This window comes from Exiguobacterium abrahamii (assembly GCF_015645365.1).
In the GTDB taxonomy this organism is placed as follows: Bacteria; Bacillota; Bacilli; order Exiguobacteriales; family Exiguobacteriaceae; genus Exiguobacterium_A; species Exiguobacterium_A abrahamii.
Genome location: NZ_JADOYC010000001.1, coordinates 1,373,908 through 1,388,083, shown reverse-complemented (window position 1 = coordinate 1,388,083; position 14,176 = coordinate 1,373,908). Strand labels below are relative to the sequence as shown.

General features: G+C 47.2%; 16 protein-coding genes. 11 read left to right on the top strand and 5 right to left on the bottom strand.

Going from position 1 to position 14,176, the window contains the following annotated elements; genetic code table 11:
* Positions 1 to 78: 78 nt before the first annotated feature.
* The 3 genes from ITJ88_RS07165 (at position 79) to ITJ88_RS07155 (ending at position 1,850) form a co-directional block, all read left to right on the top strand.
* Positions 79 to 828, top strand: coding sequence for an SDR family NAD(P)-dependent oxidoreductase (locus ITJ88_RS07165; protein WP_195865126.1), 750 nt, complete (start codon positions 79 to 81; stop codon positions 826 to 828).
* A gap of 560 nt (positions 829 to 1,388) precedes the next feature.
* Positions 1,389 to 1,565: a hypothetical protein gene (locus ITJ88_RS07160; protein WP_156501870.1), complete on the top strand. Its 177-nt coding sequence runs from the start codon at positions 1,389 to 1,391 to the stop codon at positions 1,563 to 1,565.
* A gap of 36 nt (positions 1,566 to 1,601) precedes the next feature.
* Positions 1,602 to 1,850 carry a hypothetical protein gene (locus tag ITJ88_RS07155; protein WP_195865125.1) on the top strand — a complete coding sequence of 83 codons (249 nt, stop codon included), beginning with the start codon at positions 1,602 to 1,604 and terminating at the stop codon, positions 1,848 to 1,850.
* 68 nt (positions 1,851 to 1,918) lie between these two features.
* Here ITJ88_RS07155 and ITJ88_RS07150 read toward each other — a convergent pair whose 3' ends face one another.
* On the bottom strand, positions 1,919 to 2,245 hold the full coding sequence (locus ITJ88_RS07150; protein WP_195865124.1) for a DUF3139 domain-containing protein: 327 nt from the start codon (positions 2,243 to 2,245) through the stop codon (positions 1,919 to 1,921).
* A gap of 363 nt (positions 2,246 to 2,608) precedes the next feature.
* Between ITJ88_RS07150 and ITJ88_RS07145 the strand changes: the two genes are divergently transcribed.
* Positions 2,609 to 2,803, top strand: coding sequence for a hypothetical protein (locus tag ITJ88_RS07145; protein ID WP_023468199.1), 195 nt, complete (start codon positions 2,609 to 2,611; stop codon positions 2,801 to 2,803).
* A gap of 202 nt (positions 2,804 to 3,005) precedes the next feature.
* Here ITJ88_RS07145 and ITJ88_RS07140 read toward each other — a convergent pair whose 3' ends face one another.
* Positions 3,006 to 3,422, bottom strand: a complete 417-nt coding sequence (locus ITJ88_RS07140) for a hypothetical protein (protein ID WP_195865123.1) — start codon at positions 3,420 to 3,422, stop codon at positions 3,006 to 3,008.
* Between the two features lie 262 nt (positions 3,423 to 3,684).
* On the opposite strand from ITJ88_RS07140, the gene ITJ88_RS16425 reads away from it, so the two are divergent.
* Entirely contained in the window at positions 3,685 to 4,590 is a 906-nt protein-coding gene (locus ITJ88_RS16425) for a methyl-accepting chemotaxis protein (RefSeq protein WP_195865122.1), read from the top strand.
* Positions 4,591 to 4,763: 173 nt separating this feature from the next.
* Positions 4,764 to 5,699: a cation diffusion facilitator family transporter gene (locus ITJ88_RS07130; RefSeq protein WP_195865121.1), complete on the top strand. Its 936-nt coding sequence runs from the start codon at positions 4,764 to 4,766 to the stop codon at positions 5,697 to 5,699.
* Positions 5,700 to 5,747: 48 nt separating this feature from the next.
* Here ITJ88_RS07130 and ITJ88_RS07125 read toward each other — a convergent pair whose 3' ends face one another.
* On the bottom strand, positions 5,748 to 6,065 hold the full coding sequence (locus ITJ88_RS07125; protein WP_064300912.1) for a hypothetical protein: 318 nt from the start codon (positions 6,063 to 6,065) through the stop codon (positions 5,748 to 5,750).
* A 175-nt stretch (positions 6,066 to 6,240) separates the two neighbouring features.
* Between ITJ88_RS07125 and ITJ88_RS07120 the strand changes: the two genes are divergently transcribed.
* A complete protein-coding gene (locus tag ITJ88_RS07120; RefSeq protein ID WP_195865120.1) occupies positions 6,241 to 7,440 on the top strand; it encodes an MFS transporter in 1,200 nt (399 codons plus the stop codon).
* Between the two features lie 372 nt (positions 7,441 to 7,812).
* Positions 7,813 to 8,553: a sugar nucleotide-binding protein gene (locus tag ITJ88_RS07115; protein ID WP_195865119.1), complete on the top strand. Its 741-nt coding sequence runs from the start codon at positions 7,813 to 7,815 to the stop codon at positions 8,551 to 8,553.
* Between the two features lie 50 nt (positions 8,554 to 8,603).
* On the opposite strand, the gene ITJ88_RS07110 is transcribed toward ITJ88_RS07115, so the two are convergent.
* Together ITJ88_RS07110 and ITJ88_RS07105 are read right to left on the bottom strand one after the other, a co-directional pair.
* Positions 8,604 to 9,743: a globin domain-containing protein gene (locus ITJ88_RS07110; protein ID WP_195865118.1), complete on the bottom strand. Its 1,140-nt coding sequence runs from the start codon at positions 9,741 to 9,743 to the stop codon at positions 8,604 to 8,606.
* A 139-nt stretch (positions 9,744 to 9,882) separates the two neighbouring features.
* Positions 9,883 to 11,514, bottom strand: a complete 1,632-nt coding sequence (locus ITJ88_RS07105) for an ABC transporter substrate-binding protein (protein ID WP_195865117.1) — start codon at positions 11,512 to 11,514, stop codon at positions 9,883 to 9,885.
* A gap of 117 nt (positions 11,515 to 11,631) precedes the next feature.
* On the opposite strand from ITJ88_RS07105, the gene ITJ88_RS07100 reads away from it, so the two are divergent.
* The 3 genes from ITJ88_RS07100 (at position 11,632) to ITJ88_RS07090 (ending at position 13,831) form a co-directional block, all read left to right on the top strand.
* The gene (locus ITJ88_RS07100; protein ID WP_370567790.1) at positions 11,632 to 12,852 is read left to right on the top strand and encodes an MDR family MFS transporter; all 1,221 of its coding nucleotides are present in this window, start codon (positions 11,632 to 11,634) and stop codon (positions 12,850 to 12,852) included.
* A gap of 15 nt (positions 12,853 to 12,867) precedes the next feature.
* Positions 12,868 to 13,440: a GNAT family N-acetyltransferase gene (locus tag ITJ88_RS07095; protein WP_195865116.1), complete on the top strand. Its 573-nt coding sequence runs from the start codon at positions 12,868 to 12,870 to the stop codon at positions 13,438 to 13,440.
* A gap of 160 nt (positions 13,441 to 13,600) precedes the next feature.
* Complete coding sequence (locus ITJ88_RS07090) at positions 13,601 to 13,831, top strand: helix-turn-helix transcriptional regulator (RefSeq protein ID WP_195865529.1); 231 nt, start codon at positions 13,601 to 13,603, stop codon at positions 13,829 to 13,831.
* The last annotated feature ends 345 nt before the right edge of the window (positions 13,832 to 14,176 follow it).

Genomic DNA, 14,176 nt, shown 5'->3' with positions numbered 1-14,176 from the left:
CTCACCTTTCTGCTTGACTTAGAGTTCACTCTAAGGATTAGACTCTCACTATACCAAATCAAAAAGGGGATATGCTACATGAAGTACACGGTCATTACAGGAGCAAGTTCAGGAATTGGATATGAGACAGCAAAACTACTCGCAGGAAAAGGGAAATCACTCGTTCTCGTCGCGCGACGGACGTCAGAACTCGAAAAACTTCGGGATGAAGTCAAACAAATCTCACCAGATAGTGATGTCATCCTCAAGTCGGTCGATCTCGCAGATAACCAAAATGTCCATGATTTATATGAGGGACTAAAGGAACTCAACATCGAGACGTGGATCAACAATGCCGGATTCGGCGATTTTGATCTCGTCCAGGACATTGAGCTCGGGAAAATCGAGAAAATGCTTCGCTTGAACATCGAGGCGCTGACGATTCTATCGAGTCTGTTCGTCCGCGATCATCATGACGTTGAAGGAACGACACTCGTCAATATCTCGTCAGCAGGTGGCTACCGGATCGTTCCGAACGCGGTCACGTATTGCGCGACGAAGTTCTATGTCAGTGCCTATACGGAAGGGCTAGCGCAAGAACTGCAAAAAGGCGGGGCAAAACTCCGGGCGAAAGTACTGGCACCAGCTGCGACTGAGACAGAGTTTGCGGATCGTTCGCGCGGCGAAGCAGGATTCGACTACAGCAAGAACGTCAAGAAGTACCATACGGCGGCTGAGATGGCAGGCTTCCTGCATCAGTTGATCGAAAGTGACGCGATCGTCGGCATCGTCGACGGTGAGACGTATGAGTTTGAATTGCGTGGTCCGTTGTTCAACTACGCAGGATAAAATAGAACAAGGTCCCTTTTTCGAATGAGAAAGGGACCTTGCTTATGTAATCATGATCGACACGAATTTCAAGAATGAATCAAAAAAGGACATCCGTCATTTATTTTTTAAAGAGTTTTTTTGCTAATTTCCATACGACATAGACGACTGCGCCAATGATCAGAAGATTCATCAAGGCACCAAAAATCATGAATTGTCCCACGAGTTAACCACCTTTACATACTTTTTTTAGAGCTATAAGCATCCTATTTACTTTTTCGTTTGAAGAACCTCAAACTGATAAAAAATAACGCCATCAGCACGATAGCGATGTTCACGACTAACGTTAATCGCTCATTTTCAATCACTCGACCATTCAAGAGATTCAAGATGATAACAAGTAACATCAATGACAATAAAAAGTATTTTATGGATTTTTTTATCATGAATGACTTCCTTTTTTTGTGTTATTGTATTAGTTTAAACATATCGGAATTTAAAAACAAGGGGAATCAAGTTGGACGGAACTTGTCAGAGTATTGAAAGTAACGTCAGACGACCATTGGAAAAGAGGTGATCGAATGAAAAACATGATGTTCTTAGGACTCGTCGTTCTCTTGCTCACGACGCTCTTTTCACTGCATTACGGGCTACAGCTCATTAGTGATACGACGCTGAAAATATCTTTGTTGGCTTCGCTGATCGTAGTATTGATTGCGCGGAAAAAATGGAAGATTACGTTTTCTACGGCGGAATGATCTAGAGAACGTATGAAGGATTGGGAGAGATAACGTATGAGCGTCAGTGAATTTTTTGACTGGAAAATCAACTTAGATGATGAACTGTATGCTGTCGTTGATGAGAAGGCGAGAAAAATGGTAGTGATGGGGGACTTCATCGAACTGACTGCGGTCTTGTGGTTGGATCGAAATGATGTCCTTCAGTTAAAGCCGACATGGGATTGTGTCATATCCATCGATGATGCTACAAAACAAATTACGATTCGCTCGGCAGAATCACTGAACATCAAAGAAGAATGTTAAGAGGTACATAAATCGAGTCCATTCGTGCGATCGCTGAATGGGCTCGATTGTTATTTAAAGTACGATGTCTACTTCAATTCATGTTGAACGGAGCCAGTCACTTCAACATGATGCTGGTCGTATACAGTCGTCAGTACATGATCTTCGACGATTTCATAGTTGTATGTATAGTCTGGTTCATTCGTGTATTTGATTTCCAGCACGTATCTTCCGGTCTTCGACTCAAAGACCGTTTCCTTTTTTGAAATATTTTGGTCGTATCCTGATTCAACTAACATTCGTTCAATCTTGATTTCGGTCATCGTTTTAGAAACGAAGAGGTAAGTCGGATAGGCAGCTATCAAGATGACGAGAACGATAAGTGTATAGATGAGTGGACGTACTTCTTTTTTCATACAATCACATCCGTTCCGATGAAATGAATAGAGAAGCTAGGTATTCTATATTGAAGATGAGGAGAGATATGTGATGGGAAAAAACAAAGACGAGATACCGTACTATATGAGGAACGTTCTGTTCTTCTTCCTAACGGCGCTCCTCGCACCCGTCGCGGTAATACTTGTCCTGCTCAATTGGAATAAGCTCTCCACACAAATGAGAAATAACCATTTAACGTTTTCAATCCTAATGACCCTGTTATACATCTCAAAAATACTGCCTGACGGCCTATTTAAAATCATATTCGCGGTTTTTACGTGGACGTTGATTCTTTTCGTGACATACATCTACTTCGGTGGCGGTAGAAAAGGAGGGAAATCATGAGTAAGTATCATTTATCGAGCATTCGGTTAGTTCTCATTGTCGTCATCACATCGTCAATCTTGTATTTTGGATTCGATTGGGAACTCGGGTATGGCATTATCTGGTTGATTGGTTTAGTAGGATTTACGATTTATCGCAACTTTGAGGCTGCTCGGAACGAGAAAATCGAAGCGCAAACGAAGAACGATTGATTTCATTTGAAGTCCATCGTTCTTTTTAAATATGACCCCACCGAACTAAATCTTCAAGGTAATCACGATACGATTCCGATTATTATCTTTTTCACCGACGCACTGGAATTCACCTGCTTTTCACAAATAGACCGTTGGACGAGTGACGAGTCCAATGGTCTATTTGTGTTATTTGTCGTCCTGTAGAACACATTTCATCGCCTTAGAACATTTTATATCCCATTCGTCTCGCCTCGATGAAAGCAGCAGCAAGAAAGGCGAAGACCCCCCAAAGAATCCATGCTGCCCCACGTCCGACGAGTAAGGGATCCGTTCCATACAGCGATGTGCCCCACGTTAGAACGATTCCGTCTAAGAACGTCGCCACTAACAGTCCGAGACTGACACCCGGCACCATCTGTTCAGCATTTAAACGAGCGACTTTTTTTATGATGATGACGGAAATCCACGAGACTGGCAAACCAATCAGGAAGGCAATCACGTTTCCAGCGTTTTCGAACATACCGATTCCAGATCCGAATCTGACTGACAGGGCACCGACGAACCAGAATGCTACACCGAGCACAACTAAGAGGATGGCTTGTCCTTTCGAAAATAGAGGGGGCTTATTATGTGTCATTTTTATTTCCTCCTTAAAATTGTAGTATTTACTACATAATTAAATGTAGCATCTACTACGCTTTTTGACAATGCCGTAGTGTATCGTTTGTAACTGTCATAATATTTTTATTGAAATGATCTCGTTTTCGCGAAAAATCAACTTGGATAATCGCTGATTCATCTATAAAAAAGGTCAATTGATGACGATAGATAGGTACAGATTGTTCTCTTGAAAAACTGTCTTAGTACATGAATGATACATAGAAGGAGTTAATGACACTATGAATGAAACCTTACCGAGACCGCTACGCTCGCCAGCGATTTTGTCGAGCCTTGAAGCAAACGTCGCGATGATCTATTTTGATCGCCAACGACGTGTCGTCGACGTCAATGACTTGTTTGCGAAAACGATGAAGTATAAACGGGACGAGATGATTGGCTTACAGCACCATACGTTTTGTACACCAGAATTCGCGAACAGCCGTGAGTATCAAGACTTTTGGACACGCTTGTTTTCGGGCTTTAGTACAGCGAATAAAATCAAACGAGTCGATGCCCGGGGCGACATCTTGTGGCTTGAAGCAACCTACATGCCAATCTTTGAAGGAGAAGAGGTCGTCGGTGTCGTCAAGATCGCGAGTAACATCACGGACCGGATCGATCGTGTACAAGGATATGCGAAAAGCTTCCAGACGCTTGCTGAGGGATTGAATCTGCAATCGGTTCATGGATCGAAAGAGGGCAACCAGCTTCAAGAGACGATGACCACGATCGCGAGTGAAACGGCAGAAAACCAACAGACGTTCGAAACGCTGTATGACCAAGCCATCGAGATCACGAAGATCGCTGATACGATCAAGGAGATTGCGGCCCGGACGAACCTGTTGTCTCTGAACGCGGCAATCGAAGCAGCACGGGCTGGGGAGCACGGTAAAGGCTTTACCGTTGTTGCCAGTGAAGTCAAAAACTTATCGGATTTAGTCGGCAGTGCAGTCGTCGAAGTACGCACGAATACGGAAACGATGAACCGTCAAATCATGGCGATGATGAAAAAGATTGAAGCGTCCCATCTCGAAGTCGCGTCGAGCCTTGCGACGGTAAAAGAAACGATGCAACGCTTTACTGCGATCGAAGAGGTCGCACGACAACTCGAGCAGCAAACAGAGGATTTTCGGTCGTTTATTTAAAAAAGGATATGGAAAAAGCGATGGTAAGTTGCCATCGTTTTTTTGTTTAGTCAGATGAGTCGTTTTAGGAGAGTAAAGGCGTGGGATATAATAGATGAGCCCGTTGACCACAGAACGGATGCACGTTATAATTCAAATAGACGTTTGAATGTAAGGCAAAAGGAGGCAACGTCATGGCACATGATCATCATCACCAACATCATCATACCGACAATAAAAAGGTACTGGGCCTGTCGTTCCTGATCATCACCGCGTTCATGATCGTCGAGGTCATCGGCGGAATTTGGACGAACAGTCTCGCGTTGTTATCGGACGCAGGACACATGTTAAGTGATTCGATTTCACTTGCGATCGCCCTGTTAGCCTTCCAGTTCTCGAGTCAAGCACCGGATGCGAATAAGACGTTCGGTTCAAAACGCTTTGAAATCTTAGCCGCCATCATAAATGGCGTGACGTTAATCGTCATCGCTCTCTATATTTTCATTGAAGCGATTCAACGCTTCATCGATCCACCCGCTGTCGCAACGACCGGGATGCTGATCATCAGTGTCCTCGGATTGCTCGTCAACATTCTCGTTGCCTGGATCATGACACGCGGCGGTGGACATGAACACAACCTCAACATGCGTGGTGCCTATCTGCATGTCTTAAGCGATATGTTTGGATCGGTCGGTGCGATTGCAGCTGCTCTTCTGATTATGTTCTTCGGTTGGGGATGGGCGGATCCACTGGCAAGTATCATCGTCGCGATCCTCGTCTTACGGAGTGGTTATTACGTGACGAAGGCATCCGTTCACGTCCTGATGGAAGGAACGCCGAGCGACGTCGACATCGATGAGGTCGTTTCGACGATTCAGACGAACGAAGCCGTCCTCGGGCTGCATGATCTACACATCTGGTCGATCACGAGTGGGTATAACGCATTATCGTGTCACGTCGTCGTCAAGGACGACATGACTGTCCGGGAGTCAGAGTCGATTCGCGAACAGATTGATCACGATTTGAAACACGTCGGGATTAACCACGCAACGATCCAGGTCGAGACGGATCAGCACGCACATGGCAATACGTTGTATTGTGACGGAAAACACGAATCGCATACGCATTAAAAAAAACGAGCACGCGTCCAAGTCGGACGGGTGCTCGTTTGCTTATGCTCAAATGATCGGCACCGTTGGTAGAAACAACGTCGCGAACAGACTGATACTCAAGAACATCGAGTATCCGAAAAAGGTCGTTTTGGCATTTCCAGCCGCTCGGTTACCTAAGTACATGAATAAGACGATGGATAAGAACGTCAAACCCGTCAATACGGACGAGTGGTGTTGATCCGGCGAAGGAGCAAGCGACTGGACAAGATGCGCGAGACCAAGCGGCAGGACGATTAAAAGAAAGTAGTAGCCTAGACGTGCCTCGGATGGGACGTCGACCTGTTCCTGTTCGGTTTCATAGTCATAACGCGTTTGCGTTTTCATGGATCTTCACCTCCCTATGCGTTTTAGTATAGCGAATGAACATGTCGGCTCTGTTACAGACGGGTAAGAATGCCTTAACAGACGATGACGATGTGATGACGAAAAAAGAATGGGCAGCAATTGAGAAAAATTGTAAGATGAACAAGAAGTCGTTTTAGGAAAGGGATAAAACATCATGTCACGTGCGTTTCGTTTTATGTATGTCTCGGATTTGTTATCGACCATCGGGACGAGTTTCGTCTATATCGCGATCTACTGGGTAAGTGCGGAACAGATCAGTGCTTCCGGTGTCGCCTTGCTAGCGACCGGTGTCTTTTTGATTCGTTTTCTCGTCTCAACGTTCGTTGGACCGTGGATCGACCGGTTCGTCAGTGCATCGTTGTATCAAACATCATTACTCATTCGCTTGCTGGCGCTTGGGATCACGTTAGCGGGAATCGGTCTGACGGACATCGTCTTGCCATGGTTACTCGGCTTACTCGTCGTGCAGACGATTCTGCAAATCATTGGTGGCAATGCCGTCTTCACATGGGTCGTTGACTTGGTCGAAGATGACCAATTGCCGCAAGCGAATGCGTATCTTGCTACGATTGAGCGGATCGGTACGCTGAGCGGATTTTTACTCGGTGGGATGATGATCGCCCATTTCTCGATTGCGAGCATCTTATGGCTTGATCTTGGTCTACATCTCGTCGCCTGGTTACTCGTTCGACATATGTCAGGGCAAGTTGCAGAAGGTGTACGTCAAGGGTCGTACCGCGAAGCGTTGCTCGAAGGGATTGGTCACGTCGTGCGTGACGGTCGCTTAAAATGGATCCTTGGTTGTGCAATCCTTGCAAACTGGATGATCACACCGATGAATACCTTACTTGCGCCATATGCCAAGGATGTCTTGTCGGGAAATGCCCAGACGTTTTCTGCACTCGAGCTGGCGACGGTGATCGGGGGAATCGCGATGTCGCTCCTTTACGGAAAATGGGTCGCCTCCGTCCGACAGGATAAGCTGTTTCGTTTTGCCGTCGTCCTGCAAGGTCTTGCGATTGCAATCGTCGCTTATGTCTCATTCGTCCCAGTGGCTGTTGGTGGATTCATCTTACTCGGGATGGCGCTGACACTGTTCGGGATTCCGTTCTCGACCTTGTTGCAACGCTCGACACCTACGCACTTACTCGGCCGGGTCCGGACGGCGATGGTCGCAGCGTCAACGGCGTGTTCTGCGCTCTGTTACGGTCTGTCGTCGTACTTGACGTCGTTCTTCAGCATCTCATTCGTTTTCCTGTTCTTTGCCTTAAGTGGTCTTGTGATGACCAGTATCTGGTTGCTCCTTCATCGTACCGTTTCCTTTGCTGAGGAACGACAGGACAAGGTCGGATGAAATATCCGCCTTGAGGTGGAGGTAAGCGGTTTCGCGCTTCTGTACACTAGAGATAGAAATGAACGATGAGGAGTGGAGTCGATGGATAGTTTATGGATCACGGCGTTATTGTTTTTGATTCCGATCAGTGGGATGACGGTCTTCTTGAATGTACTGTGGCGCCGTATGGAAACGGAAGGCGTTTCGGAGTAATCATGAACTAAATAGTGCGTCTGCTTACCGATGTTAGATCGGATAGCGGACGCTTTTTTCATTTGAGGCATGCATGGTCTAGGAGAATGACCTCAGATTCGTTAAATCAATACTTCCCGTGTAAACTGAAGTAGCAAGGGTTTTATGATTTTCGATCGAAGATAAGGGGGAAGCATCAACATGAAGGCAATCATTACAGGTATGAACGGTACGGTAGCACCCGTCGTTGCGGATGTCTTAGCAAAGCACGACATCGAGACAGTCGCCTGGGACCGAACGAAAGTCTCGACGACTGACGAATCCGCGATGCGCACGTTTTTAGAAACGGAACGACCGGATTATTTCTTACATATCGGGATGGGGTCAGTCAGTTGGACGGAAGCGCTCGTCCGTTTGTGCCAAGAATATGACATTCCGTTCTTCTTCACGAGTACGGTGTCTGTCTTCTCGGACGACGTGCCGGCACCGATCGACAAGGACGCAGTACCGGACGCGACCGACGAGTATGGTGCCTACAAGATTGCTTGCGAGCAAGCAATTCAAGCACTCAATCCACAAGCGAAGATCGTCCGGATCGGCTGGCAGATCGGGACGGAAGCTGGTTCGAACAATATGGTCGACTACTTCACGAACGAGATGAAACAGCACGGCGTCATACGAGCGAGTCGGCATTGGTATCCGTCGAGTTCGGTGCTTGAAGATACGGCTGAAGCGCTCGTTACGATTTTACTCGAACAGGAAGCAGGTCTCTATCAGTTGAACGGTAACGATCGCTATTCGATGTACGACTTAGCGCGTGCCTTGAATACGCTTCACGCAAAAAACTGGACGATCGAACCGGTCGATGAACCACGCCGGGACAACCGAATGGCGACGGACGTCGTCTTGGTCCGCCTGTTGTCAGAACGATTGCCCCTCTAATCAAACATCCCGCTCTCCTTGACATGTGTCAAAGAAAGCGGGATGTTTTTTTACTGCGTTACCGGTGTTTCTGCCGCAAAGGCAAGTGCCGGTCCGAAAATTTCGTAATGCAGTTTGTCTGGTGACGCCGTGAAGTGTTCGATCACATATTGAATCATCGCTTCCGGACCACAGACGTATGTCAGATCCGTAATGCTTGCGATAACGTCTTTCGGCAGGCGACCTGTCTGATCCGTTGCCTGATGTTCGGCGTAACGAATGACGCGTGCACCACGCTGCTCAAGCAAGGCAAGTTGTTCCGTAAATGGACGATTGCGTTCGTCTTGGACGGCGTGATGGAACGTTACCTGTCGACCAGCAGCTAACGCTTCGTCAGCCATCGCAAGCATCGGTGTGATTCCGATGCCACCAGCAATCAGCACGACGGGTTCGCCTGATGCATCGAGTGTAAAAGCACCAGCCGGCGCACTAATCAATACCGTGTCACCGACTTGCGCTGCATGTAAGTAGTCCGAGACGATGCCTTCTCGTTTGACACCAATTGTATAAGTTTCCGTGTTCGATGCAGTCGTCAGACTGTATTGACGGTTGTGCCATAAGCCGTCTTGATCTTGAATCCGTACCGTGATGTATTGCCCGGCTTGATAAGCGGGGAGTGGACCGTCCGTGCGGAAGGTCAAGGCGCGAATCCCATCCGCTTGTTCCTCGACATCCGAAATCTCGACTGTCTGATAACCGGAAAAATCTTTCGCTTGTTCATCCTGTGCGTAAAGTTCGGCTTCGAGCGTGATGAACAGATTGGCAATCTCTCCGTATGCTTCTCCCCACGCGTGCAAGATGTCTGGCGTTGCGGCTTCTCCTAAGACATCTTGCATCGCCCCGAGCAATTCGTGTCCGACGATGGGATACATCTCCGGTTTGATTTGTAGACTACGGTGTTTATGGAGCACGGGTAATAAGACCGGTTTTAACGTCTCGAGTCGATCGATGTGAGCAGCAGCGGCATACACGGCGGTCGCGAGTGCTTGCGATTGGCGGTCGCTCCGTTGATTCGATTGATTGAAGACGTGTTTCAGTTCCGGATGAGCTTGAAACAAGCGCTGATAAAAAACTTTCGTGATCGCGGCACCGTGCGACGCAAGGACGGGAACAGTCGATTGAACGATTTGAATGGTAGAGGTTGATAACATAAGACCACTTCCTTTTCACTAAGTAATGAAGACAGTCTTAGTATTTCGCAGCCTCACCTTTAATACAATATTTAAAATACTAGATTAAAGAATACCGTGCGTTTTGTCACAAGCAGGTCAAGATTTCGTCAACGATTCGTCACGATTGGTTGGAAATCCAGAGCTTCGAGAAATCAAAGTAACCGAACGAGTCGATCGTGATGTTTTGCAGCTCGATCGGATACGGAATCAGTCGTGTATCGTGATAGAACGGGATGAAATACGATTCATCGATCAAGTAACGCTCGATCGATTGGTGGATCGGGAGCCAGTCTTCGAACGGTGTCGCGTCATATTGTTCGATCGATTTCAACATCTCTGGCATCTGCTGAAACAGTCGGATCGGTGGTGAGAACGTGTTTGTCATGAACTGATAAAAGGCGTACTGGATATTTCGCTCGAACACTTCGGCATGGATGGCGAGATCAATCGTATCGTAGACATGAAAATCCGTAATGCTCTCTTCAAAGCCGACCTCGACGAACTCATACGGAATCCCGTCTTGATCAAATCGCTGACAGAGCCAGCGTGTCACCTTGTCCGTAAAATCGGTCAACTTGATTCGGATCGGTTGTGTGAAAAAGACGGCAGGACCATCCGGTACAGTATAGGGTTGACTATAGGACTCAAGAAAACCACAATCGTTCGGTTGTGCCCGTTCATGGAAGTCGTGAATGCCACCACGAACTTCCGCGACGAGCCGGTGGATATAATGTCGCGCGGCTTTTGATTCAAACGGACCACCGGCGCGTGGATGGAGCAAGACGAGACCGAATCCGGATTGTGTCGCGATCGTATCGATCGGACTAGAGTCAGATGCTGATGTCCGATAGACCGGGTCATATTGTTCCGGCATCTGGATGAACTCAATCCGGTCGAGCAGAGCGCGGATGCCAAAGTAATTCGGGAACGCCGTCAGAACGGTTTTCTTGTCGTCATGTTGCGTTAGTTGGAACGGTCCTGTCCCAATGCCATCCTTGATGATGCTAGTATGTATCGAGGCAAGTTGCGGCAAAATTGAACTCCGGCGCTGATCGAGTGTGAGATCGACCCGGTACGGACCGTTCGAGACGATCTGTTTTACGTGCCGGTAGGAATAAGCGTAAGCCGGGTAGGCGATTAAAGCACGCAGACTCTTCGTCACTTCCTTACTCGTCAGGAGTGAGCCGTCATGAAAGCGGACGTCCTTCCGTAAAAAGAGACTGAGCGTCGGACCGTTCCAAATATAATGATGGGCGAGTTCACCTTGAATATTGCCGTCGACATCGATCGTAAACAGCCGGTTGAAGACGTTCTGGACGAGATGGGCACTATGGATATCCGCTGCTTCTAACGGATGGGTCGTCAGGAAGTTCCGTTTTCGCGGAATCAATAACGCATCAGACGTCGTCTGTGTATAGCCGAATTTTCGTTCCAGTTGTCGCATGAAGCGTCCGGCTTGCGCTGGCGACCAGTCCCATGTCAGTTCCTCCGTCACCGATTCGATCGAGTCACGGTCGATCCGCTCGAGCATCCGTTTCGCATACTCCCGTTCAACGTGGCGCAACCAGACGAGTTCACTTAAGTTGCCTCGTCCGCGACCACTCGTGTAACCAATCCAGCCGTCTTCCTGCCATTTATTGAGATATCGTTTCGTTTGTTTAGGACTGAGATGGATGGCGTCGGCAAGCGTCGCAATCGAGTAGTGTCCATTTCGGCAAGTCTTCCATAACATAAAAAGATAAGCATCCATCGTCCTTCTCCTCCTTAAAAGGGGACATCTTTTTTAAATGACGTCCATTTTTCCTGTGTCTTGTCTTGTTTATGATACAGGTAGAGAATGGAAGGTGACAATATGAAATGGAAATAAATACCTAAAACAATTAAAGTACGTCTCATCACATCGTTTTTCAACCGGGCTGTCTCGTTCTCCATCATGCCGTTCATGGCCCTCTTGTTCGTCCGGGCATTCAACGAGGTCATCGCCGGTGCATTTTTGATCGCGATGGTCTTCGTCAGCTTCATCACGAATCTACTCGGCGGATATCTTGCCGACCGCTTTTCCCGCAAACGTCTGCTCGTCACGACTTCTGCGCTCACAGCGCTGACGTTCATCACGATGACGATTTCATTGACACTCGACTGGATGTTATTGTTCATGGTCATTTACGCTGTCTTCTCGGTGACGAGTAATCTTGGTCGGCCGGCAATGAGCGCAATCATCATCGATGCAACGACGAAGGAAAACCGCCAAGCGGTTTATGCGCTCGACTACTGGCTGATCAATCTCTCGATCGCCATCGGTACAGCACTCGGAGGCTGGCTCTACGTCAGTAATCAATTGCTGTTGTTCTGGATCTTGAGCTTCACGTCGTCCGTTTTACCAATTGCATACTACCTGTTTCTTGACGACACACCAAGGACGTGGCAACGTCAAAAACTTCGTGGTGTCCTCACGGATATCTTCACGAGCTATCAACTCGCTTGGCGGGACCGTCCGTTCGTTAAGGTTGTCTTCGGTTCGATGTGTATCTTAGCGGCTGAGTTTTCGATGGGCAGTTATGTCGCCGTCCGACTCGCCGATTCGTTTGAACCGTTATCATTTGCCGGGAGGTCGATCAACGGGGTTCGAATGATGAGTATCATCAACATCGAAAATACGTTACTCGTCGTTACGTTGACGTTCATCGTCCAGCGATTAGCGAAGCGCTTGTCTCCGCGCCGGACGCTCGCTGCGGGTCTGATGCTGTATACTATCGGTTACGTCGTCGTGACGAGTGCCAACAGCATGACGGCACTGATGGTCTTCATCTTCATCGCAACGATTGGCGAGTTGCTCTACTCTCCGGTCTTGAACACTCAAAAAGCGAACATGATGCCAGCCGATCAACGTGGGGCGTACTCAGCGTTCGCGGGAACGTCGTTTGCTGGAGCCGATTTACTTTCTCGATCGACGATTCTCGTCGGGACCTTCTTGATCCCGTCGATGATGAGTGTATACCTCGGATTGATCCTCTTGACGGGATTTGGATTAGTCTATACGAGTCTGTTTATGAAGGAATCTGTCGAACGAGAGCGAAACGTATCTTAATAAGGGGGAATACAGATGAACTTACCAGATACTATCGAAACGCCACGGCACCTGTTACGCCGTTGGCAGGATGAGGATGCGGAAGCATTGTATGCTTACGCCAAGGATCCGAATGTCGGACCAAAAGCAGGTTGGGCACCGCACGCGTCACTTGACGAAAGCCAAGAAGTGATCGGCATTTTCCAAGCGTCACCTGGTGAATATGCCGTGACCGATAAGGAAACTAGGAGAGTGATCGGGAGCTTCGGTTTTCACTTCAATCGTCGACCGGACGAATCGATCACCCATGATCGTCAAGTCGAGATCGGCTATGTCCTCGCGCCTAACTACTGGGGAGAAGGGCGGATGCCGGAAATCGTTGAAGCGATGCTCGATTTCATCTTCCGGGAACTGCCGATCGATATCGTTTGGTGTGGTCACTTTGATTTCAATGACCAATCACGCCGTGTCGTTGAGAAACTCGGGTTTACGCCTGTTCTTGACCGACCATTCGTCTTAGAACGAATTGACGGACGGACCGTGACGAGCCATGTCTACAACTGGACGCGTGAGCGGTATGAAGCAAAGCGTGAAATAACGAACACGTAATTGAAACTGACACAAGTAATCAGCGAACTTCTCTTAATCTGAGAATTTCGCTTTTTATTTGATTTGATGTGTAAAAAAAACTTTACTTTAAGTCAAAAAAACTTTACTGTTTATTTATGGTAATAAATATAGAACTGATGAAAGGAGAGATGGTTTGGGAATTAAAAGTGATGGATTCATTAAGAATCGATTAGCGATCTTAAGAGCTGAAAAAGGATGGTCACAAAAAGAATTGGCAGAGAAGGTCGGAGTCAGTAGACAAACCATTATTTCTTTAGAAGGAAGTCGCTACAGCCCTTCGTTGATTCTGGCGTTTGAAATTGCATATTTATTTAATAAGGATATTAACGAAGTATTTCAATATGAACGAGAAGGTGAGGGAAAAGGGTGATTATAAACATAATAGTAATACCGATTTTTCTATTGAGCTTATTCGTATCGCTACCGTTTATTTTCGGTGAGGAAGGAAAAGATGAGCGGGGAAGACGAATTGTTTCAAGCGCATATACGTATACTTTTCCGATTTTTCCGATTGGTTGGTTACTGTTAGAAATCTATCATCGAAATTACGCTGACCTGACGTTTGTCGATTATCGAAATATATTAGGATTACTTATTCCTCTAACGTTCATTGTTTTAGGTGGTGTGATTTTTACATTAAAAAGACGAGTGTAAATCATTGATCCACCCAAAATAAATCAATATGTGAAAAGTCATAAGACAAAGCAGCGACGTT